The sequence below is a fragment of the Curtobacterium sp. 458 genome, from assembly GCF_030406605.1.
Taxonomy (GTDB): Bacteria; Actinomycetota; Actinomycetes; order Actinomycetales; family Microbacteriaceae; genus Curtobacterium.
In genome coordinates this window covers 94,429-115,860 of record NZ_CP129104.1, presented here as the reverse complement: position 1 = coordinate 115,860, position 21,432 = coordinate 94,429, and the positions used below count along the sequence as shown (strand labels likewise).

Sequence of the window (21,432 nt, the reverse complement as noted above, 5' to 3'; positions counted from 1 at the left end):
GGAGGGTGATCGACAGCGACGCTATGCGGCCCGCGTTACGAGCATGTTTCGATCTCGTACGAACGCCCGCTTCGACGGTGGACGTGTGCCAGGGTTCTTCACCAACAGGCGTGTCAGCCGGGGGCTGCCGCGCGTCTGCGCCTCGGCGCGAACCACACGGAAAGGGAATCCTCGCCATGCGAATGAGGATCAAGACGACGGCCGTGCTCGCCACGGCAGCCGCAGCAGCACTCGTGCTCGCGGGCTGCTCGGGCGGCGGGAACGCCGGAGGAAGCAGCTCGGCCGTCGCCCAGTCGACGCTGAAGTCGACGGGCTGGACGACTGCCGACCGGAGCGACATCAAGGACGGCGGCTCACTCACGCTGCCGATCGACTCGGCTCCGGCGAACTTCCAGGTCAGCAACCTCGACTCCGGCACGGTCGACGACGCCACCATCTCGGGTGTCTACCTGCCTGGGTTCATCCAGTTCAAGGAGAACGGCGAGTGGGAGGTCAACAAGGACTTCGCCACCTCGGTCGAGCTGACGAAGGACTCCCCGCAGACCGTCGAGATCAAGATCAACCCGAAGGCCACCTGGTCCGACGGCACCCCGATCACCGAGAAGGACGTCGAGGCCAACTGGAAGGCCCTCAACGGGACCAACAAGGCCTTCGCGCCCCTCGCCACCAACGTGTGGGAGGACGTCGAGTCGGTCAAGCAGGGCTCGGACGAGCGTGACGTCGTCATGACGTTCTCGAAGACGAACGCCGACTGGCCGAGCGTCCTCGGGACGATCTACCCCTACTGGGCCGTCGACACCCCCGACCACTTCAACAAGGCGTGGGCCAAGGGCCCGTACGCGGCCGACGGCAAGACCTACGTCTCGGGCGGTCCGTACATCGTCAAGTCGTTCGACAGCAACGGTGGCGTCCTCACGTTCGAGAAGAACGCGAAGTGGTGGGGCGACGCGCCGAAGCTCGACACGATCGTCTTCAAGACGGTGTCGCGTGACGGTGTCGCCCAGGCGTACGCCAACAAGGAGTTCGACGCGTTCAACCTGAACGGCTCCGCCGACAACTTCAAGACCGCGAACACCCGCAGCGACTCGAAGATCGAGCGCTCGCTCGGCACGACGCAGCGGCAGATCACCCTGAACGGCACCTCCGACGTCTTCAAGGACAAGGAGGTCCGCCAGGCGTTCGCGCAGGCGATCAACCGACAGACCCTCGCCCAGGCGATCCTGTCGCCGGTGAAGAGCCCGGTCACGGTGCTCAACAACCTCATCTACCTGCCGGGTCAGAAGGGTTACACCGACCACGCCTCCAGCGTGTACGGCTACAGCGTCGATAAGGCCAAGCAGAAGCTCGAGGACGCCGGCTGGAAGATCGGCTCGGACGGCTACGCGGCGAAGGGCGGCAAGACGCTGTCGGTCCGCTTCGTGATCCCGTCCGACAACCAGAACTCGGCGAACATCGCGCAGCTCGTGCAGCAGCAGACCAAGGCCGCCGGCTTCAAGGTGACGATCGACACCGTGCCGACCGACGACTTCTTCACCAAGTACATCACCACGACGACGCGCGACTTCGACGCGACGTACTTCGCCTGGCAGGGCACGCCGTTCCCGGTGTCGTCCACCAAGTCGATCTACTACCCGGCGAACTCGGGCCAGAACTACATGGGCATCACCGACGACTCGCTCGGCGGCCTGTGGGACACCGCGAACGGTGAGCTCGACGCCGATGCCCGCATCAAGGACGCGAACGCGATCGACAAGGTGATCGTCTCGCTCGCCGGCACGATCCCGCTGTTCCCGGAGCCCTACGCGTGGGGCGTCCGCAAGGACCTCGTGAACTACGGTCCGGCGCAGTTCCAGCAGTCCTCGGTGAAGTGGCAGGACGTGGGCTACAAGAAGTAGTCCGCGGCACGCACCGCGAACGACGACACCCCCGGCGCCTCGGCGTCGGGGGTGTCGTCGTGTGCGGAGCGTCGAACGCGCTCAGAGCTGTGCGGCCGCCATCGCCCCGACGAGACCGAGCACGATCAGCGCGAGCACCGACCAGCCGTGCGCCCGGTGCGCGATCGGCGCGGCGGTGACGCTCGCCGGGGGCGGGCCGTCCTGCACGGCCGCCGCGGGGACCATCGCGCGCACCTCGTCGGCCGCACCGTCGACGGTGAGCCGCGCCGTGCCTCCCGGCCGGTGCGCCGCGAGGCGGGCCGTCGGCCGTGTCGCGATCCAGGTGCGGCGAACGCCCTCGCTGGTGACGACCTCGAGGCCGTACTTCGTCCGGACCTCGGTGACGCGCTTCCAGGCGTAGGTGCTGGTGCGGCGGACGTCGACGACGCGGAGTGCGTCGGGCGTGAGTTCGATGCGGGGGCGCCAGAGCACGGCCCAGGCGAGGAACGCGATGAAGACGCTCGGGATCGGGGCGAGCCAGGGCGATCCGTCACCGACGAGGGCGAGGGGGACGAGCGCGACGGAGGCGGCCCAGAGCACGAGGGCGAGCACGCGCATCCCGGGCGCGACGATGACGGTCACGCACACAGCGTAGGAGAGACCGATCGAGTGTTCCGAGAGTGCCTCCCCGGAGACATCCGGGGAGCGGGTGTGACACACCGGCGCGTATCTCCGGATGACCCGATTCTCCGGGGAGGCAAGTCCTACGTGGACCTCTCGTTCCACCAATGGTCCCCGGACCCCCGTTCGGGTGTCAATACCCCAGGCTGGGAGATTCCGGAGATCGACACGCCGTCAGGAGACGAGTTGCTCGATCTGCTCGCGGATGACCTCGGCCTTGGGGAACCGCAGCCCGACGAGACCGATGTGCCGCCAGCGTACGATGCCGTCCGGTCCGATGACGAAGACCGACCGACGGAGACCGATCCCCGGGGCGCGGACGCCGTAGGACCGGACGACCGCGCCGGACGGGTCGCTCAGGAGCGGGAAGGTCAGCGAGGAGCCGCGGGCGAAGGCCTCGTGCGAGTCGAGCGCCTGCGGGCTGATGCCCCACACGACCGCTCCGAGGTCGTCGAAGTCGTCGAGTTCCTCCTGGTAGCTGCACAGCTGCGCGCTGCACACCGGGGTGGCGTCGCCCGGGTAGAACGCGAGCACCACGGTGCGGCCGATCTGCGAGGAGAGGTCGTAGACGCCGTCGGTGCGCGTGCCGTCGCGGACGACGGTGCCGGCCAGGCTGAACGCCGGTGCGGGTTCGCCGACCTCGGGGATGCTCATGTGCTCACGGTACGGCCGGCGGCGACGCCGCTGTCCGCGGAGCGCTGTGGATCTGCTGTGCGTCCCCATGAATGGGGTGCACGGTGTCCGTGAGGTCGCTGACGCCCGGACAGGGGGTACGCGGTGCAGCGGAGCGTGCGCGCGAGTCAGCGCAGTGCGCCGCCGTCACCGGAACAGCTGGGGGAACGCGGCCGCCACCCACGGGTAGCCGACGAACACGACGGCGTCGAGCAGGCAGTGCGTGATGACCAGAGGGAGGAGCCTGCCCCACTTCGTGTAGATCCACCCGAACACGACGCCCATCACCGCGTTCCCGACGAAGGCGCCGAAGCCCTGGTACAGGTGGTAGCTCCCGCGGAGGACCGCAGTGGAGAGGATGACCTGCCACCGGCCCCACCCGAGTCCGCCGAGTCGCTCGTAGAGGTAGCCGATGACGATGACCTCTTCCTGCAGCCCCGACCGGACCGCCGAGAGCAGCAGAACGGGGATCGTCCACCAGTACGAGTCGAGCGCCGCGGGGTCGACGTTCACCGTGAAGCCGAGGGCCCTGCCCGTGAAGTACAGCGCGAGCCCCGGGATGCCGATGCACAGTGCGATGAGCGCCGCGCCGCCGAGGTCCGGACGCACCCGGAAGCGGTCGATGCCGAGCCGGGACAGGTGCGGGCGCGTGGTGCTCCACAGGAGGTAGCAGACGAGCGCGACCGGGGCGAGGTCCACGGCGATGCCGACGAGCTGCCGCGCGAGGTCGACGTACTGCACGGTCGTCGTCGACTGGTTGAGCGCGGTGGACTGCTGCCCGAGCGGCGTCGTCTGGGACAGGTCGTCGATGATCTGGAGGATCGAGTACAGCGCGCTGCCGCCGAGCGACAGCAACAGGACGATCGTGATCTCGGTCCACGTTCGCCGTCGGCTCATGGTCTGTACTCCTGCTGGTTGCGAACTACCGGTAGACTGGCGTGTCGGGCGTTCTGCCCACGGGTGCCATGTGTCCACGACGACCGGCTGCCCGATCTTCTCCGAACACTTGAAGGATGTCCTGTATGGCGCTCGCCACCCGGTCCGACCTGCGCAACGTCGCCATCGTGGCACACGTCGACCACGGCAAGACCACCCTCGTCGACGCGATGCTCACGCAGACCAACTCGTTCGACGCCCACTTCGAGGGCGAGGACCGGATGATGGACTCGAACGACCTCGAGCGCGAGAAGGGCATCACCATCCTCGCGAAGAACACCTCGGTGCTCTACAACGGGAAGCACGCCGAGGAGTTCAACCCGGGTGGTCGCATCACGATCAACGTGATCGACACCCCCGGCCACGCCGACTTCGGCGGTGAGGTCGAGCGCGGCCTCTCCATGGTCGACGGTGTCGTGCTGCTCGTCGACGCGTCCGAGGGTCCGCTGCCCCAGACCCGCTTCGTGCTCCGCAAGGCCCTCGCCGCGAAGCTCCCGGTGATCCTGCTCGTCAACAAGACGGACCGCCCGGACTCCCGCATCGACGAGGTCGTCTCCGAGTCGCAGGACCTCCTGCTCGGCCTGGCCTCCGACCTCTCGGACGAGGTCGACGACCTCGACCTCGACGCCATCCTCGACGTCCCCGTGGTGTACGCCTCGGGTCGCGCCGGTGCCGCGTCGCGCAACAAGCCGGAGGACGGCAGCCTGCCGGACAACGAGGACCTCGAGCCGCTGTTCGAAGCGATCCTCCAGCACGTGCCGGCCCCGACGTACGACGACGAGCACCCGCTGCAGGCGCACGTCACGAACCTCGACGCGTCGCCGTTCCTCGGTCGCCTCGCGCTGCTCCGCATCTTCCACGGCACGATGAAGAAGGGCCAGACCGTGGCCTGGGTGAAGCACGACGGCAGCGTCGTCAACGCCCGCATCACCGAGCTCCTCATCACGAAGGCGCTCGACCGCTACCCGGCCGAGTCGGCGGGCCCCGGCGACATCGTCGCCGTCGCCGGTTTCGAGGACATCACCATCGGTGAGACCCTGACCGACCCCGAGGACGTCCGTCCGCTGCCGACCATCACGGTCGACGACCCGGCGATCTCGATGACGATCGGCACGAACACCAGCCCGCTCGTCGGCAAGGTCAAGGGCCACAAGCTCACCGCCCGCATGGTCAAGGACCGCCTCGACCGCGAACTCGTCGGCAACGTCTCGCTCAAGGTCCAGGACATCGGCCGCCCCGACGCGTGGGAGGTCCAGGGCCGCGGCGAGCTCGCGCTGGCGATCCTCGTCGAGCAGATGCGCCGCGAGGGCTACGAGCTCACGGTCGGCAAGCCGCAGGTCGTCACCAAGCGTGACGAGAACGGCAAGCTCCTCGAGCCGTACGAGCACATGACGATCGACACGCCGGAGGAGCACCTCGGCGCCATCACCCAGCTCATGGCCGCCCGCAAGGGCCGCATGGAGAACATGGTGAACCACGGCACCGGGTGGATCCGCATGGAGTTCATCGTGCCGTCGCGCGGCCTGATCGGCTTCCGCACGTCGTTCCTCACCGAGACCCGCGGCACCGGCATCGCCAACGCGATCTCGCACGGCTACGGCGAGTGGGCCGGTTCGATCCAGACCCGCATCAACGGCTCGATCGTGTCCGACCGCTCCGGTGTCGTCACGCCGTTCGCCATCACGAACCTCCAGGAGCGGATGACGTTCTTCGTCAACCCGACGGAGGAGGTCTACGAGGGCATGGTCATCGGCGAGAACTCGCGCGCCGACGACATGGACGTGAACATCACGAAGGAGAAGAAGCTGACGAACATGCGTTCGTCGACGGCCGACACCTTCGAGTCGATGACCCCGTCGCGGCAGCTGTCGCTCGAGGAGTGCCTCGAGTTCGCGCGCGAGGACGAGTGCGTCGAGGTCACCCCCGACGCGGTCCGCATCCGCAAGGTGGAGCTGGACGCGCAGGCGCGCCAGCGTGCGTACGCCCGCCTCAAGCGCCAGGACGCCTGAGCAGCAGGACACGGCAGCAGCCGGGAGGCGCGCCCTCCGTCCGACGGCCCGGTCACCTCGTCGAGGTGGCCGGGCCGCGGTCGTGTCACGGCGCGGTTGTACGGTGGTCTGCGTGACGTTCGATCTGCTTGCCATCTACCAGGACCTCCACGCACACCCGGAGCTCGGCTTCCAGGAGCACCGGACCGCGGGGGTGATCGCCGAGCGGCTCGCGGAGCTGTCCGGTGTCGAGGTCACGACGGGCGTCGGCGGCACGGGCGTCGTCGCCGTGCTGCACAACGGCGAGGGTCCGACGATCTGGCTCCGCGCCGACATGGACGGACTGCCCGTGCAGGAGCGCACCGGCCTGCCGTACGCGAGCGAGCACACCGGGCAGGACGAGTCCGGCGCCACGGTCGCGACCATGCACGCCTGCGGGCACGACATCCACGTGACCTGGCTCCTCGGCACGCTCGAGCGGCTCGTGTCGACCACGGACGAGTGGCACGGCACCGTCGTCGGCGTGTTCCAGCCGGCGGAGGAGGTCATCTCCGGCGCCCGCGCGATGATCGACGACGGCCTCGTCGAGCGCTTCCCGGCGCCCGACGTCGTCCTCGGGCAGCACTCCGCGCCCGCCCCGGTCGGCACCGTCGCCGTGGGCTCCGGTCCGGTGATGGCGTCGAGCGACCGGCTGACGGTGACGTTCAACGGCCGCGGTGCCCACGGGTCGGCGCCGCAGGCCTCCCTCGACCCGGTCGTCACCGCGGCCTCGGCCGTGGTCCGGCTGCAGACCGTCGTGTCGCGCGAGGTCGCCCCGAGCGACGCCGGCGTGGTCACGGTCGGCTCGTTCCACGCGGGGACGCGGGCGAACATCATCCCCGACCAGGCGGTGATCGAGATCTCCACCCGCGCCCGCAACGAGGAGACCCGCGGCCGGATCATCGCGTCGATCGAGCGGATCGTCCGCGCCGAGAGCGAGGCGGGTGGGCTGCCCGAGCCGACGATCGAGCGCGCGCCGGGTGCCGACGTCCTCGTGAACGACCCGGAGCAGGCCGCGAAGGTCCTCGCCGCCGTCCGCGACGCCGTGCCGAACGCCATCGACCTCGAGTCGGGCCTGGCGATGGCGTCGGAGGACGTCGGACAGCTCGCCACCGCCGCGGGCGTGCCGATCGTGTACTGGTTCACCGGCATCACCGACCCGGAGCTCTTCCGCACCGGGCAGGAGATCCCGAGCAACCACTCGCCCTTCTACGCACCGCAGGCCGAGACGTCGATCCCGGTCGGCGTGGACGCGGCCGTGGCCGCGGCGCGCGCGTACCTGGCCTGACCGTCGCCGGACGGGAGGTTCACAGCGAACGTCCGCCGGGCCTCCCGTCGGACCATCTAGGGTGCTGCGCATGCGCACCCCGACCCGCACCCTGATCGCCGCCGTCGCTGCCGGCATCGCCCTCGCCGGGCTGAGCGGCTGCTCCTCCGACACCGTCCGTCAGGCGACCGACCTCGGTTCGTCGGTCGCGTCGGACGTGTCGAGCGCGGTGCAGGGCATCGACGGCAAGGCGATCCAGGACGGCATGGCCTCGGTCGCCGGCGGCATCGACGGGGCGCTCGACACGGCGCTCAAGGGTGCGAAGGTGACCTCGGACGGGCAGCTGCCGGACGGGTTCCCGACGAAGGACGTGCCGCTCGTCGACGGAACGGTCCTCGGCGGGGGATCGGGCCCGGACGGTTCCGGCTGGGTCGCACAGGTCCGGGTCGGGTCGGTCGACGAGTTCCAGGCCGCGGCCGACGCCCTGACCGGTGCCGGGTACACCGAGTCGGTGAAGCGGGCGGACTCGACGAGCGCGTTCGGCCTGTTCCGGAGCGACGGGTACCGCGTCGTCCTGACGTTCGCGAAGACCGACGCCGGGGTCACCGCGACCTACATCGTGACCCCGCGGTAGGGGCCGTCCCGTACGCTGGGCACCGATGTCCGAGGCCCCCGTCACCCGCCCAGAGCGCGTCCTGTTCGTGCATGCCCACCCCGACGACGAGACCCTCGTGTCGGGCGGGACGATCGCCACCCTGCTCGAGCTCGGCGCCGAGGTCACCGTCCTCACGGCGACCCGCGGCGGGCGGGGCGCGATGCTGACCGCCGAGCTCGCGCCGCTCGAGGGCGACGGCCCCCGTGTCGCCGCCCACCGCGAGGGAGAGATCGCCGCGGCGCTGGCCGCACTCGGTGGCCCGGCGCACCTCTGGCTCGGGGGAGCGGGAGCGCGCCCGACCGACCTGCCCGAGCGTCGGTACGCCGACTCGGGGATGCAGTGGGGACCGGACGGACGCGCGACGGCCGCCGACGACGCCCCGGCGGACTCGCTCACGATGGCCGACCTCGGCGAGGTCGTGGACGACGTCCGTGCCGCGATCCGGTCGACGATGGCGGACGCCGTCGTGAGCTACGCCGACGACGGCGGCTACGGACACCCCGACCACGTGCGGGTGCACCACGCGGCCCGGTACGCGGCGCGCGCCGAGGAGGTCCCCTTCTCGATGATCGTCACGCCGGAGTCCGGGCAGGCCGACCTGACCGTCGACGTCCTCCCGGTGCGGGCGAAGGTCCGTGCGGCGCTCGAGCAGTACCGCTCACAGCTGACGGTGGACCCGGTCGACCCGTCCGACCCGATCGCGCTCTCGTGGATGATGCCGCACGGCGAACGGCAGCACGCCCCCGCCGTCGAGGCCTTCCGCCACGACGCCGACCCGTTGCCACCGGCACCGCAGACCTTCGCCGAGTTCTCGCCGCAGGGCAAGGCCACCGCGGTCGTCGTGTCGTTCGTGCTCGGACTCGTCGCGGGTGGCCTGGGCTCCGTCACCCACCAGCAGACGATCGGCACGTTCCCGATCGGCGTCTTCCTGCCGACGCTCGTCGTGGTCGGGCTGCTCGCGGGCATCCGACTGCTGTACCGCTCGCGGGTGCTCGTCGTGGCGGTCTGGCTCGGCATCGCGCTCGCGACGACCTTCCTGCTCCAGCTCGTGCTCGCGAACGCCGCGGGCTACACGTGGATGATCGCGCCGACGGCCGTCGCGTTCGTCGTGCTCGTCTGGCCGGACTTCGGCGACACCCGTCGTCCGGGGCGCGCGGCCGCCGTGCCAGCGGAGTCCACCCCCGGGGCGGCGGGGTCGGCTGCCGGCCTGTCCGGATCCGCCCAGGGCCGCGAGTAGGATCGACCCGTGACGTACGTGATCGCTCAGCCCTGTGTGGACGTCAAGGACCGCGCCTGCATCGACGAGTGCCCGGTCGACTGCATCTACGAGGGCGACCGCTCGCTGTACATCCACCCCGACGAGTGCGTCGACTGCGGAGCCTGCGAGCCGGTCTGCCCGGTGGAGGCGATCTACTACGAGGACGACCTCCCCGAGGAGTGGGCCGACTACTACAAGGCCAACGTCGAGTTCTTCGAAGAGGTGGGCTCGCCCGGCGGCGCCGCGAAGGTCGGAGTGATCCACAAGGACCACCCGGTCGTCCTCGCCGAGCCCCCGCGCGGCTGACCCGGACCCGCCCGTGGCGCTCGACCTCCCCGACTTCCCCTGGGACCAGCTCGTCCCGTTCAAGCAGCGCGCAGCAGCCGTCGAGGGCGGCATCGTCGACCTCAGTGTCGGCTCGCCCGTCGACCCGACGCCCGAGCTCGTCCGCCGCGCCCTCGCCGAGGCCACCGACGCGCACGCCTACCCGCAGGTCGCCGGCACCCCGGCCCTGCGCGAGGCGATCGCCGACTGGTACGGCCGCCGGCAGGGCGTGACGCTCACGGCCGAGCAGGTCCTCCCGACGATCGGCTCGAAGGAGTTCATCGCCGGACTCGCGCTCTGGCTCGGCATCGGCCGCGGTGACACCGTCGTCTTCCCGGAGGCCGCCTACCCCACGTACGAGCTCGGTGCTGCCCTCGTCGGCGCAACCGCACTCGCCTCGGACGACCCCGCTGCGTGGCCGGCGACGACGAAGCTCGTGTGGCTGAACTCCCCGGGGAACCCCGACGGTCGCGTTCTGTCGATCGAGCAGCTACGGGCCGCGGTCGAACGTGCCCGCGAGCTCGGCGCCGTGATCGTCGGCGACGAGTGCTACGCCGAACTCGGGTGGGAGCCGCCGTACGACACCGCGCCGACGCCGACCATCCTCGACCCGCGCGTCGTCGGCGACTCGGTCTCGGGCGCCCTCAGCGTGTACTCGCTCTCGAAGCAGTCGAACCTCGCCGGGTACCGCGCCGCGTTCGTGGCCGGCGACGCCGAGTTGCTCGCCGAGGTCCTCGCGGTCCGCAAGCACACCGGGATGATGCCGCCGCTGCCGGTGCAGCAGGCGATGATCGTCGCGCTCGAGGACGAGACGCACGTGCAGCAGCAGAAGGCGCGGTACCGGGCGCGCCGGAACATGCTCCGACGGGCACTCGACGGCGCCGGCTTCCGTGTCGACCACAGCGAGGCCGGACTCTACCTCTGGGCGACCCGCGGTGAGCCCGCGCTCGACACCGTCGCGTGGCTCGCCGACCGCGGGATCCTCGTCGCCCCCGGGACGTTCTACGGTCCCGCCGGGGCCGAGCACGTCCGTGTGGCCCTCACCGCGACCGACGAGCGCATCGCCGCGGCCGCGCAGCGGCTCGCGAGTGCGCGACGCACCAGCCGGGTGGACGCGGACTGAACGGTGCCCGTCGGGCGGGTGTCGTGCCTCCCGGCAGTCGCCACCACGCAGTGCGCTACCAGCGCAATCCGTGGTTCCCACCAATCCCGGAGCACCTGGGTGTGCACGACCGACAGTGGGCGCGATTAGGCTGTCACCGTGACTGACACTGCCAACGACGCTCAGAAGACGGCCACACCGCCCACCACGCCCGTCCCCGTGAGCCCGGCTGCGGAACAGCAGACCGAGACCGCGACGCTGACGTTCCCGGGCGGCTCGGCGGAGTTTCCGATCCTGCCGAGCGTCGACGGCGCGTCCACCGTGGACATCTCGACCTTCAAGAAGCAGACGGGGATGAACACCCTCGACTACGGCTTCGTGAACACCGGCTCGACGAAGAGCGCGATCACGTACATCGACGGCGACCAGGGGATCCTGCGCTACCGCGGCTACCCGATCGACCAGGTCGCGTCGAACTGCACCTTCCTCGAGGTCGCCTGGCTCCTCATCTACGGCGAGCTGCCGACAGCCGCCGAGCTCGAGTCCTTCGACGCCCGCATCCGCCGCCACACGCTGCTGCACGAGGACCTCCGTCGTCTGTTCGACGCCCTCCCGCACTCGGCGCACCCGATGTCGGTCCTGTCGAGCGCCGTCAGCGCCCTGTCGACCTACTACGAGGACGACATGAGCGTCGACGATCCGGAGAAGGTCGAGCTGCAGACCGTGCGGCTGCTCGCGAAGCTCCCGGTGATCGCCGCGTACGCGCACAAGAAGTCGATCGGGCAGGCGTTCCTGTACCCGGACAACTCGCTGTCGTTCGTCGACAACTTCCTCCGGCTGAACTTCGGCACCATGGCCGAGACGTACGAGCCGAACCCGGTGCTCTCCAAGGCGCTCGAGCGGCTGCTCATCCTGCACGAGGACCACGAGCAGAACGCCTCGACCGCGACCGTGCGGCTCGTCGGCTCCACGAAGGCGAACATGTTCGCGTCGATCTCCGCGGGCATCAACGCGCTCTACGGTCCGCTGCACGGCGGAGCGAACGAGGCCGTGCTCGAGATGCTCCAGCAGATCAAGGACTCCGGCGAGCCGGTGTCGCGCTTCGTCGAGCGGGTGAAGAACAAGGAGCGCGGGGTGAAGCTCATGGGCTTCGGGCACCGCGTCTACAAGAACTACGACCCGCGTGCCAAGCTCGTGAAGGAGTCCGCGCACGAGGTGCTCGAGGCGCTCGGCGTGCAGGACGATCTACTCGACATCGCGATGGAGCTCGAGGGCATCGCACTCGAGGACGAGTACTTCGTCAGCCGCAAGCTCTACCCGAACGTCGACTTCTACACGGGCATCATCTACAAGGCGATGGGTTTCCCGCCGCGGATGTTCACCGTCCTGTTCGCGATCGGGCGGCTTCCGGGCTGGATCGCCCAGTGGCGGGAGCTCAACAACGACCCGCTGAACAAGATCGGGCGCCCGCAGCAGCTGTACGTGGGGTACCCCGAGCGGGACCTGCCGGCGCGCTGAGCCGCGGGGCATCTCGTCGTCTTCGAACCGCGAAAGCGACATCGAACCGGCAACGCGAGTCGGTTCGATGTCGCTTTTCTGGTTCGACTCCACAAGCAGGCCGGCGGCTCGGACGCGGCGGACACGCCGGACGCGAGGCGCCGTGACCCGCGGCTAGCGGGTGGGCTGCGTCAGCGCCCAGGCGGTCACGAGGTCGAGGGCGGTGTCCGAGTCCGGCGTGCCCGGACGGTTGAGGAATGCGTGCCGGGCACCCGACAGCACGTGTCGTTCGACGTCGACACCGGCGGTCCGCAGTTCCGTCACGAACCGATCCCCGGACGGACGCATTGAGTCGTGTTCGGCGTCCACCATCAGGACGGGCGGGAACCCCGTCAGGTCCTGCCCTCCGGGGAACGCGGTCTCCGTCGGGGCCCCGCGCCCCACGAAGTTGCGGTTCGCCCGGTCGAGCAGCGCGGGGTGGTGGGTCACGCGACGATGGCCGCGGACGGAGCGGGTGACGGCGGGGTCGCGCGGGGTCACTGCGTGGAAGAAGCCGTAGGCCAGGAACAGGCCGTCGGGTCGGGACTCCGCAGGCAGCGTCCGGGTGACGGCCGCGGCGAGGCACGCTCCGGCGCTCGCTCCGCCGAGGAGCAGCGGTCGTTCGTCCAGGGTTCGGAAGGCCGTCAGCACGGCGCGGACGTCGTCAGCGGCGACCGGGTGACGCTGCCGGCCGCGGGGCCCACGGCGCCCGACGAACGGCAGGCCGGGCAACGGTGCGAGACGGTAGTCGACCGTGACCGCGTCGATCCCGCGGTCCGCCAGGGTCGTCGCCACCGCGTGTGACTCGGGGAGGTCGAGGTCGCCGCGGAAGAACCCGCCGCCGTGCAGCCACACGAGGGTGACCGCAGATCCCGACCCGTGGCGCCGGACCGGGACCGGACCGTGTGGGCCCTCGATCGTCGCCCCCACGGGCATCGGCTAGGCGTGCAGGGCGGTGTTCAGCTGGATGCCCTGGCCCTGCCGCTGGAGGGCCTCGACCGCACCGGTGACCGAGTTGCGGCGGAACAGCACGTTCGGGGTGCCCGAGAGCTCCGCGGCCTTGACGGTCTTCGGGGTGCCGTCCGGGTTCGGGGCGGCACCGACGAGGACGACCTTGGTGCCTGCGGTCACGTAGAGGCCGGCCTCGACCACGGAGTCGTCGCCGAGGGAGATCCCGAGACCCGCGTTGGCGCCGAGGAGCGCCCGTGCGCCGAGCGACACCCGGTGCGTCCCGCCGCCGGAGAGCGTGCCCATGATGGAGGCTCCGCCACCGATGTCCGTGCCGTCGCCGACGACGACGCCCTGGGACACGCGCCCCTCGATCATCGCGTCGCCGAGGGTGCCGGCGTTGAAGTTCACGAAGCCCTCGTGCATGACCGTGGTGCCGGGGGCGAGGTGCGCGCCGAGACGGACCCGGTTCGCGTCGCCGATGCGCACACGGTCGGGCACGACGTAGTCGACCAGGCGCGGGAACTTGTCGATCGCGTGCACCGCGATGCCCGCACGCTGGAGGGACGGACGCAGGCGCGTGAGGTCGGTTGGGGAGACGGGGCCGGCGTTCGTCCACGCGACGATCGGCAGGTGCGCGAAGACACCGTCGAGGTTGACCTCGTTCGGGCGGACGTGCAGGTGACTGAGCAGGTGCAGCCGGAGGTAGGCGTCCGGGGTGCTCGTCGGGGCCGCGTCGATCGTGACCTCGGTGGTGACCGCCTCGATCCGGACGGCGCGACGCGGGTCGTCGCCGACGTGTGCCAGCAGTTCCTCGGGGAAGGCGGCGTCGGACGGCCGCGCGCCGAGGTGCGTCTGCGGGTACCAGGTGTCGAGCGTCGTGCCGTCGGCGGCGATCGTCGCGAGGCCGTGGCCCCAGGCGGTGGTCGGGCGGGCGGAGGCGGTCGTGTCGGTCACGTGGACAAGGGTAGCGAGGTGCGAGCGGCGACCACCGTCCGGCCGGACGGCCTGTGGAGAACGCGCCACGGGCCTCCCGTCCGGCACGCGCGGAACGGGATCCGCGCCTCCGCACCGGCCTGGAGGCACGCCCCTGTGAACGGATCCCTCGCCGTCCACGGGGCGGCCGGCTCGGCGGCGACCGGCAAGGGTCGGCCGGTAGGCTGCCCGCATGCCGGAGCAGCTCGACCTCACCGCCTCGTCCATCGACATCACGCGCGCCATCTGCGACATCGAGTCGGTGTCGGGCAACGAGGGCGCGCTCGCCGACGCCGTCGAGGCGGCGCTCACGCCGCTGCCGCACCTCGAGGTCGTCCGGGACGGCGACGCGATCGTGGCGCGGACGAACCTCGGCCGTGACCGCCGCGTCGTCATCGCCGGGCACATCGACACCGTGCCGCTGAACGACAACCTGCCCACCGAGTTCCGCACGACGGAGGACGGCACCGAGATCCTCTGGGGCCGCGGCACGGTGGACATGAAGGCCGGCGTCGCCGTGCAGCTCAAGCTCGCGTACGACCTCGCCGAGCCGACCAACGACGTGACCTGGGTCTTCTACGACCACGAAGAGGTCAGCGACTCGCTGAACGGTCTCGGCCGACTCGCGCGGACCCGACCGGAGCTCCTGGCCGGTGACTTCGCGATCCTCGGCGAACCGTCCGGTGCGCAGATCGAGGGCGGGTGCAACGGCAACCTCCGTGCGGAGATCCGTACGTTCGGCAAGCGGTCGCACAGCGCCCGGAGCTGGATCGGCGACAACGCGATCCACAAGACAGCGCCGATCCTCGCGACACTCGCCGCGTACGAGCCGCGTACGGTGACGGTCGACGGACTCGACTACCGCGAGGGGCTGAACGCTGTGGGCATCTCCGGCGGGATCGCGGGCAACGTCATCCCGGACGAAGCCATGGTCCACGTGAACTACCGGTTCGCGCCCTCCCGCAGTGCGGACGAGGCCGTCGCGCACATCCGCGAACTCTTCGACGGGTACGACGTGCAGATCGTCGACCTCGCCGCCGGAGCTCGCCCTGGCCTCGACGCGCCGCTCGCGCAGGAGTTCGTCGCCGCGGTCGGCGGTCCGGCGCCCCGGCCGAAGTACGGCTGGACCGACGTCGCGCGCTTCTCGGCGCTCGGCGTGCCCGCGGTCAACTACGGCCCGGGCGAGCCCGTCTTCGCGCACCACGACGACGAGCAGGTGCCGCTCGCGCAGATCATCTCGGTCGAGGACGGCCTCCGTCGGTGGCTGACCGCCTGACCACCGGCGGGACCCTCCGCTCCCGGTCCGACGCAGCCGTCCGGTGGCGAGCCCGCTACCGAGCGGTGCCGTGGTGGGCCCGGATCACCGTCGTCTACGTCCTCGCGCGGATCGTGACCGGCGCGATGATGCAGGGCTTCGCGGCCGTGCAGTCGGCGAACTCCTTCACGTCGGACCACCCGTCGTACCTGTCGTTCGCCGCGATCTGGGACGGTGCCTGGTACCGCGTCATCGCCACCGGCGGGTACCCGTCGGCGCTGCCGGTGGACGCCGCCGGACACGTCACCGAGAACGCGTGGGCGTTCATGCCCGCCTACCCGTTCCTCGTGCGCGGTCTCATGCTGCTCACGGGGGCGTCGTTCGAGGCCGTGGCGGTCTCGGTGTCCCTCGTAGCGGGCCTCGGCGCCGCGCTGGTCTTCCGGCGGCTCGTCGGACGCTTCCTCGATGCGCCGCGGGCGACGTTCGCCACGGTGCTGCTCTGCGTCGCGCCGACCTCGGTCATGTTCCAGGTCGCCTACGCCGAGTCGATGGGGCTGTTCCTCCTCTTCGTCGCACTGCTGCTCGCGGTGGACCGTCGCTGGTGGACGATGCTGCCGGTGGTGCTCCTGCTCGGCATGACGCGGCCGACGGGGTTGGCGTTCGCGTTCTTCCTCGCGCTGTTCCTGGCCGTGTGGTGGTTCCGTCCCGCCTGGGTCCGCGAGGGCGCTCGACCCACGCTCCGCACCGGTCTGCCCCCGCTCGTGGTCGCCGTCGTGTCCGGGCTCGTCGGGCTGGCGTGGCCGGCGATCGCCTGGGCCGTCACCGGCGTGCCGAAGGCCTACACCGACACCGAGCTCGCCTGGCGGTCATCGTACGTCGGCTGGGGGGAACTCCTGCCGTTCTCGCCCTGGGTCGAGGGGTTCTCGTGGTGGCTGCGCTACCCCGGCGGCTGGCCGGCAGCGCTCGCGATCCCGCTCGGCCTCGCCGCGATCGCGTTCCTCGTGTGGGTGCCCGCGGCACGTCGGGTGGGGCTCGAGCTACGCCTGTGGGTCGTGGCGTACGTCGTCTACCTCCTCGCGGTGTTCTTCCCGCAGTCGAGCACCTGGCGCATCCTCATGCCGATCGCGCCGCTGCTCGCGGTCGTGGCGCTGCCGCGGTCCCGGGTGTACCGGGTGGTGCTGGTCGTCGTCGCCCTCGTGCTGCAGTGGGTGTGGCTGTACGCGAACTGGTGGGTGGACGGCTACGACTGGACGCCGCCGTGATCGGTGCCGTCCGGCGGTGCTCACGACCTGATGATCGGGACCCGAGCCGTCGCACACCCGCCTGGCTGTGGGTCCTGTTCGCGTTCGGCCTTGCCCTGTTCGCGGCGGGGTCCTTCCTGGCACGACTCGAGGGCCACCTCTCCGGCGTCCTCATCCTGGCCGTTGGTCTGGCGATCGTCGTGACCTTCGTCGTGCTCCGGGGCCGTCACACCGGCAAGCGGTAGGAGGGTCGACCGACAGCTGGCTCCGAAGGCGGCAGAAGCCGATCGGTCACCGGACGCCCGGCTCGTCGCGCCTCAACGGGTGCCCCGGAGACGGACGAGTCCTCGAATACCGAGCGCGATGCAGACGATCCCTGCGACGGCTGCGACGGCCGCCAGGACGACCCCTGGAAGCTGACTTCGCCCGGCGGGTGCGTAGGGGTGGTTCGTGATCACGAACAGCAGAGCGACACCGAGCGAGACGATGCCCAACACCAACATGGTCGCTGCGCCCGAACGACTCGGCTCGTCCCGCGGCTCTGCCGGGCCTGGCTTCGTCATGGTCCGAACCTAGACCAGTGCGCCTTGCCGCCTCGGAGGCGGGTTGCGAACGCGGAGCTTGGTGCGACGCCCGACGGCTGAGCGCGAGCTACCATCTCGTCGTGACTGAAGCGGTCCTCCTTGCGGCGAGCATCGTGATCCTCGTGGGGACCGTCGCGCTCCTCCTGTGGCGTGTGCGGGATCCGACGTGGGTACGGGACACGCGGCTCACGCAGAACGCCAGTCCAGTGATCAGCCTGGTGACGCTCGTACTCGGCGCGATCCTGGTCGCGCTCATCTCCGCCTTCGGGATCGTCTTCATCGCCACTGGACGCAGCATCATCGGATGGGCGCTCATCTGCGCTGCTGGCAGTGGTCTCGCTCACGTGTGGGTCGCCGTCTGGACACGAAGGCAGCCGCTTCCGTAGGAGAACTCTGCGCCGCGAGTCCGGAAGGGAAGCGTCGAGCGACCGGCAGGGGGCACGCGGATACGCTGTCGTCACCGCACGGGAGGGAAGTTGCAGGAGTGATCAAGAGCATCCGCGTGGAGTTGAGCATCCACGGACAGCGTGGCTCGTCGACGCACGTGACGCAGCTCCTGGGTGTCACTCCCGATGAGCAGTACGAGATCGGCGATGTCAAGGGTGAGGGTCCTCGAGTCTTCGACGTCTCCATCTGGAACCTGTTCAGCAACCACCACATCGACGAGATCAGCGCAGAGCACGGGCAAGACCCTTGGGGGCGAGTGCAGTGGATCCTCCGGCTGCTCCCTCGGAACGCGGCGGATGGCTTCACGCGTCTGCGAGGCGAGGGCTACGAGATCACCCTGTCCGTGTCGCTCATCACCGACCACAGGGAGAACACCTTCACCGTGCCGGTGGAGACCTTGCGACAGGTGGCTGCTGCGGGGCTCGATCTCGAACTGACGGCCGTCTCGACCGAACACATGAACATCATCTCCGACGACGCCTGGTGAACTCCGACGGCCCGTGCTGCGCGTCGACGAGTCAGGCGTGGCGAATCCTCGACCATGCGCCAGGAATTCGCTCGACGCGGAGCAGCCGGGAGCGCATACTGGACCCGGCTCCGGTGGCCTGCCTCCTGCGACGAACGGTGAACACCGGCGACGTACCGTCACGACCTTGCTGATCACCCTCAGGTCCGCGACGCCCGGCAACGCAGGACCCGGTGACGATCGCTGGAGAGGTCTGTCGTGATCACCATCGAAGAAGCCAAGCGGCTCGCCCGCGAACTCTCGTCCGTGTCGGACGTCGGACACTCGCGCGTCCTGGAGGCAGCGGCGCACGCGTCGGGGTTCCGTGACTGGAACACGATGGCAGCGGCCGCACCGGGCGCGGTGCCGGCGCCGGCGGCCGGGCCCGACGCGCCCCTCGTGGTCCCGGTGCTGCGGGTGTTCGACCACGCCATCGCGCGGTCGTTCTACTGCGACCACCTCGGCTTCACGTGGCAGTGGGAGCACCGCTTCGAGCCGGACCTCCCGGTGTACGCCGAGGTCTCCCTCGACGGTCGCGTGCTGCACCTCAGCGAGCACCACGGCGACGCGACCCCCGGTGCCGGGGTCATGATCACCGTGCCGGACCTCCAGGCCTACCGCTCCGGGCTGCTCGCCCAGGCGCACCCGAACTCCCGCCCGGGCATCGAGGGGAACGCCTGGGGCCTGACGATGCTCGTCACGGATCCGTTCGGCAACCGTCTGACCTTCCGGGAGCGCTCGGCCCCGGACCGGACCTAGTCCGCTTCCGGAGCCGTCTCGTGCCGCTCTTCGCGCTCGATGTCGGAGAGCGGCACACCGTCCTCCGGGCGCCACGCGGCGGCGGCGTTCACCATCGCGTTGACGGTGGCGATGAACGGTACCGCGAAGAACGCCCCGACGACACCGGCGATCGTCGTGCCCGCGGTGACGCCGAGCACCACACCGAGCGGGTGCACCTTGACGGCGCTGCCGGTGAGGAACGGGTGCAGGACGTGGCTCTCGAGCTGCTGCACGAGGACGATGATGCCGAGCATGATGAGCGCCGGCACCCAGCCGTTGAACACGAGGGCGATCACCACCGCGACGATGCCCGCGACGATCGCTCCGACCACGGGGACGAACGCGCCGAAGAACACGATGACGCCGATCGGGATCGCCAGCGGGATCTGGAGGATGAGCGCGCCGATGACGACGCCGAGCGCGTCCGTGACCGCGACGACGAGCTGCACGCGGATGAAGCTCGTGAGGGTCTTCCAACCGGCGTGCCCGGCGACGTCGAGCCGAGCTCGCGCACGTCGGGGGAAGATGCGGACGACCCACTGCCAGATGCGGGGGCCGTCGATGAGCACGAACAGGGTCGTGAAGACGATGATGAACAGACCCTCGAAGACGTGGATCGCGCCCGAGCCCGCCGCGAGGAACCCGGAGAAGATCGACGATGCGTGCGACTGCAGGTAGTCCGCGCCGTCCGAGATCCACTTGTTGACCTGCGTCGCCGTGATGCCGAACGGCTCCGAGGCGAGCAGTGACTGCAGCGAGGAGATGCTCGCGTGCAGGCGCTTCTCGAGCGAGGGCAGGTCGTAGCGGATCTGCGCCGTCACGATGAGGCCGAGGCCGCCGATCGCCACGACGACCGACACCAGGCTGGTGAGGATCGCGACCCACTTCGGCCAGCGGTGGCGGCGCAGGAACGACGACATCGGCACGAGCAGGGCGCACAGCAGCAGCGCGATGAGGAACGGCACGATGATGTCCTGCAGGAGGATCACGAGCAGGACCAGCACGGCCAGGGCCGCGCCGACGACGAGCAGACGCCACGAGAACGCCGCCGCGATCCGCATGCCCGCGGGCACCGCGTTGTCGGTGGGCGCGGGGTCGCTTCCGCGGAGCATGGAGCGGATGTTCGGCATCCGCATAGGTTAGGGAGCAGAACCGCGAGAACGTCGCGTTTCACGACCCCCAACCTGGGCGGTTTCGCAGTTGCCCCTCCGATACGGGATAATGGGCAGGCATGTACTGCACGAAAGGGGACATCTGATGGCAGCCATGAAGCCGAGGACCGGTGACGGGCCGATGGAGGCTGTTAAGGAGGGTCGACTCATCATCGTGCGGGTTCCGCTCGAGGGTGGAGGCCGCCTGGTCGTCTCGGTCAACGATGCCGAGGCCAAGGAACTCCACGACGCACTCGCCGAGGTCGTCTCGGCCTAGTCCGTCGAAGCACTGAACGACGAAGCCCGGAGCGCGTACGCTCCGGGCTTCGTCGCGTCCCGGCGCGGACGCGGGCGGCGCCGACCGACGGCTCCGCATCCCCGCGCGCACGAGGCCGACGGCAGCCGACGGCTCTGCGTCCGGTCGGTGGTACCGGGCAGGATGTTCCCGTGCGCAGGTCCCACATGCCGATCACCCGGGTCGAGGAGTTCAACGACCCGGGCCCGATGCCCCGTGACGTCTGGCCCGCGACGTTGCCGCCCGTCCGGCAGCTGCTCGACGAGGGCCTCGACCTCGACCCCGTGACCGTGTTCGTCGGCGACAACGGCGTCGGCAAGTCCACGATCGTCGAAGCGATCGCGCTCCAGTTCGGCATGGGGCCGGAGGGTGGTGGGACCGGGTCGCAGCACTCGACCCGCCCGTCCGAGTCGACGCTGTGCGAGCACATCCGCCTCCGTCGCGACTTCGGTGCACCGAGGGGCGGGTTCTTCCTGCGTGCCGAGACCATGCACGGCTTCTTCACCTACCTCGAGGAGCACCCGAACCTCAGCCGCCCCGAGCCGGTGTTCCACGAGCGCAGCCACGGCGAGTCCTTCCTCGACTTCGTGATCGACCGTGCGCGGTGGCCCGGGCTCTGGATCCTCGACGAGCCCGAGTCGGCGCTGTCGTTCTCCGGGTGCCTCGCGCTCATCGGGCTGCTGCAGTCGATCGTCGAGAGCGGCGTCGGGCAGGTGATCCTCTCGACGCACTCACCCGTGCTTGCGGCGTTCCCGGGAGCGACCATCCACGAGGTGGGGGAGTGGGGCCTCCGTCGGACGGCGTGGGAGGACCTCGACCTGGTGCGGCACCAGCGGTCGTTCCTCGAATCGCCGGAGCGCTACCTGCGTCACCTCAGCGACGACGACTGACCGGACCCGGGCGCCCGACGGCAGAGCCG

At 70.2% G+C, this 21,432-nt stretch carries 22 protein-coding genes; 16 read left to right on the top strand and 6 right to left on the bottom strand.

Annotated elements, in window-relative coordinates; translation table 11 throughout:
* Positions 1–182 precede the first annotated feature (182 nt).
* Positions 183–1,895 carry an ABC transporter family substrate-binding protein gene (locus QPJ90_RS00505; RefSeq protein WP_290132519.1) on the top strand — a complete coding sequence of 571 codons (1,713 nt, stop codon included), beginning with the start codon at positions 183–185 and terminating at the stop codon, positions 1,893–1,895.
* Positions 1,896–1,976: 81 nt separating this feature from the next.
* Here the strand turns inward: QPJ90_RS00505 and QPJ90_RS00500 are convergent, their stop codons facing one another.
* The 3 genes from QPJ90_RS00500 to QPJ90_RS00490 form a co-directional block, all read right to left on the bottom strand.
* On the bottom strand, positions 1,977–2,516 hold the full coding sequence (locus tag QPJ90_RS00500; RefSeq protein WP_290132518.1) for a PH domain-containing protein: 540 nt from the start codon (positions 2,514–2,516) through the stop codon (positions 1,977–1,979).
* Between the two features lie 213 nt (positions 2,517–2,729).
* Entirely contained in the window at positions 2,730–3,209 is a 480-nt protein-coding gene (locus tag QPJ90_RS00495; RefSeq protein WP_290132517.1) for a peroxiredoxin, read from the bottom strand.
* A gap of 165 nt (positions 3,210–3,374) precedes the next feature.
* Positions 3,375–4,124: a CPBP family intramembrane glutamic endopeptidase gene (locus QPJ90_RS00490; RefSeq protein ID WP_290132516.1), complete on the bottom strand. Its 750-nt coding sequence runs from the start codon at positions 4,122–4,124 to the stop codon at positions 3,375–3,377.
* Between the two features lie 125 nt (positions 4,125–4,249).
* Between QPJ90_RS00490 and typA the strand changes: the two genes are divergently transcribed.
* From typA to QPJ90_RS00455, 7 genes are all read left to right on the top strand, one after another.
* Positions 4,250–6,172, top strand: a complete 1,923-nt coding sequence (typA, locus tag QPJ90_RS00485) for a translational GTPase TypA (RefSeq protein ID WP_290132515.1) — start codon at positions 4,250–4,252, stop codon at positions 6,170–6,172.
* Positions 6,173–6,284: 112 nt separating this feature from the next.
* Complete coding sequence (locus QPJ90_RS00480; protein ID WP_290132514.1) at positions 6,285–7,478, top strand: amidohydrolase; 1,194 nt, start codon at positions 6,285–6,287, stop codon at positions 7,476–7,478.
* Between the two features lie 70 nt (positions 7,479–7,548).
* On the top strand, positions 7,549–8,091 hold the full coding sequence (locus QPJ90_RS00475) for a hypothetical protein (protein ID WP_290132513.1): 543 nt from the start codon (positions 7,549–7,551) through the stop codon (positions 8,089–8,091).
* 25 nt (positions 8,092–8,116) lie between these two features.
* On the top strand, positions 8,117–9,349 hold the full coding sequence (locus QPJ90_RS00470; protein ID WP_290132512.1) for a PIG-L family deacetylase: 1,233 nt from the start codon (positions 8,117–8,119) through the stop codon (positions 9,347–9,349).
* Positions 9,350–9,358: 9 nt separating this feature from the next.
* On the top strand, positions 9,359–9,676 hold the full coding sequence (gene fdxA, locus QPJ90_RS00465; protein WP_071292706.1) for a ferredoxin: 318 nt from the start codon (positions 9,359–9,361) through the stop codon (positions 9,674–9,676).
* Positions 9,677–9,689: 13 nt separating this feature from the next.
* On the top strand, positions 9,690–10,817 hold the full coding sequence (gene dapC / locus QPJ90_RS00460) for a succinyldiaminopimelate transaminase (protein WP_290132511.1): 1,128 nt from the start codon (positions 9,690–9,692) through the stop codon (positions 10,815–10,817).
* 198 nt (positions 10,818–11,015) lie between these two features.
* Positions 11,016–12,314: a citrate synthase gene (locus QPJ90_RS00455; protein ID WP_290134278.1), complete on the top strand. Its 1,299-nt coding sequence runs from the start codon at positions 11,016–11,018 to the stop codon at positions 12,312–12,314.
* A 153-nt stretch (positions 12,315–12,467) separates the two neighbouring features.
* Here QPJ90_RS00455 and QPJ90_RS00450 read toward each other — a convergent pair whose 3' ends face one another.
* Entirely contained in the window at positions 12,468–13,262 is a 795-nt protein-coding gene (locus QPJ90_RS00450) for an alpha/beta hydrolase fold domain-containing protein (RefSeq protein WP_290132510.1), read from the bottom strand.
* 9 nt (positions 13,263–13,271) lie between these two features.
* Complete coding sequence (gene dapD / locus QPJ90_RS00445) at positions 13,272–14,237, bottom strand: 2,3,4,5-tetrahydropyridine-2,6-dicarboxylate N-succinyltransferase (protein ID WP_290132509.1); 966 nt, start codon at positions 14,235–14,237, stop codon at positions 13,272–13,274.
* A 211-nt stretch (positions 14,238–14,448) separates the two neighbouring features.
* On the opposite strand from dapD, the gene dapE reads away from it, so the two are divergent.
* The 6 genes from dapE to QPJ90_RS00415 all read left to right on the top strand — a co-directional run bounded on the left by dapE (position 14,449) and on the right by QPJ90_RS00415 (position 19,046).
* Entirely contained in the window at positions 14,449–15,531 is a 1,083-nt protein-coding gene (dapE, locus tag QPJ90_RS00440) for a succinyl-diaminopimelate desuccinylase (protein WP_290132508.1), read from the top strand.
* Complete coding sequence (locus tag QPJ90_RS00435) at positions 15,516–16,772, top strand: hypothetical protein (protein ID WP_290132507.1); 1,257 nt, start codon at positions 15,516–15,518, stop codon at positions 16,770–16,772. Before dapE ends, QPJ90_RS00435 begins: the two co-directional genes overlap by 16 nt.
* Positions 16,769–16,996: a hypothetical protein gene (locus QPJ90_RS00430; RefSeq protein WP_290132506.1), complete on the top strand. Its 228-nt coding sequence runs from the start codon at positions 16,769–16,771 to the stop codon at positions 16,994–16,996. Before QPJ90_RS00435 ends, QPJ90_RS00430 begins: the two co-directional genes overlap by 4 nt.
* Positions 16,997–17,415: 419 nt before the next feature.
* Entirely contained in the window at positions 17,416–17,721 is a 306-nt protein-coding gene (locus tag QPJ90_RS00425) for a hypothetical protein (RefSeq protein ID WP_290132505.1), read from the top strand.
* 98 nt (positions 17,722–17,819) lie between these two features.
* Positions 17,820–18,269: a DUF4279 domain-containing protein gene (locus tag QPJ90_RS00420; protein WP_290132504.1), complete on the top strand. Its 450-nt coding sequence runs from the start codon at positions 17,820–17,822 to the stop codon at positions 18,267–18,269.
* Between the two features lie 237 nt (positions 18,270–18,506).
* Positions 18,507–19,046 (top strand): glyoxalase superfamily protein, encoded by a 540-nt coding sequence (locus QPJ90_RS00415; protein WP_290132503.1) that lies wholly within the window; start codon positions 18,507–18,509, stop codon positions 19,044–19,046.
* Here QPJ90_RS00415 and QPJ90_RS00410 read toward each other — a convergent pair.
* On the bottom strand, positions 19,043–20,197 hold the full coding sequence (locus QPJ90_RS00410) for an AI-2E family transporter (RefSeq protein WP_290132502.1): 1,155 nt from the start codon (positions 20,195–20,197) through the stop codon (positions 19,043–19,045). The two genes, QPJ90_RS00415 and QPJ90_RS00410, sit on opposite strands and share 4 nt — an antisense overlap.
* A 127-nt stretch (positions 20,198–20,324) precedes the next feature.
* Between QPJ90_RS00410 and QPJ90_RS00405 the strand changes: the two genes are divergently transcribed.
* Positions 20,325–20,495, top strand: coding sequence for a DUF3117 domain-containing protein (locus QPJ90_RS00405; RefSeq protein ID WP_017887054.1), 171 nt, complete (start codon positions 20,325–20,327; stop codon positions 20,493–20,495).
* Positions 20,496–20,665: 170 nt separating this feature from the next.
* Entirely contained in the window at positions 20,666–21,403 is a 738-nt protein-coding gene (locus QPJ90_RS00400; RefSeq protein WP_290132501.1) for an AAA family ATPase, read from the top strand.
* The last annotated feature ends 29 nt before the right edge of the window (positions 21,404–21,432 follow it).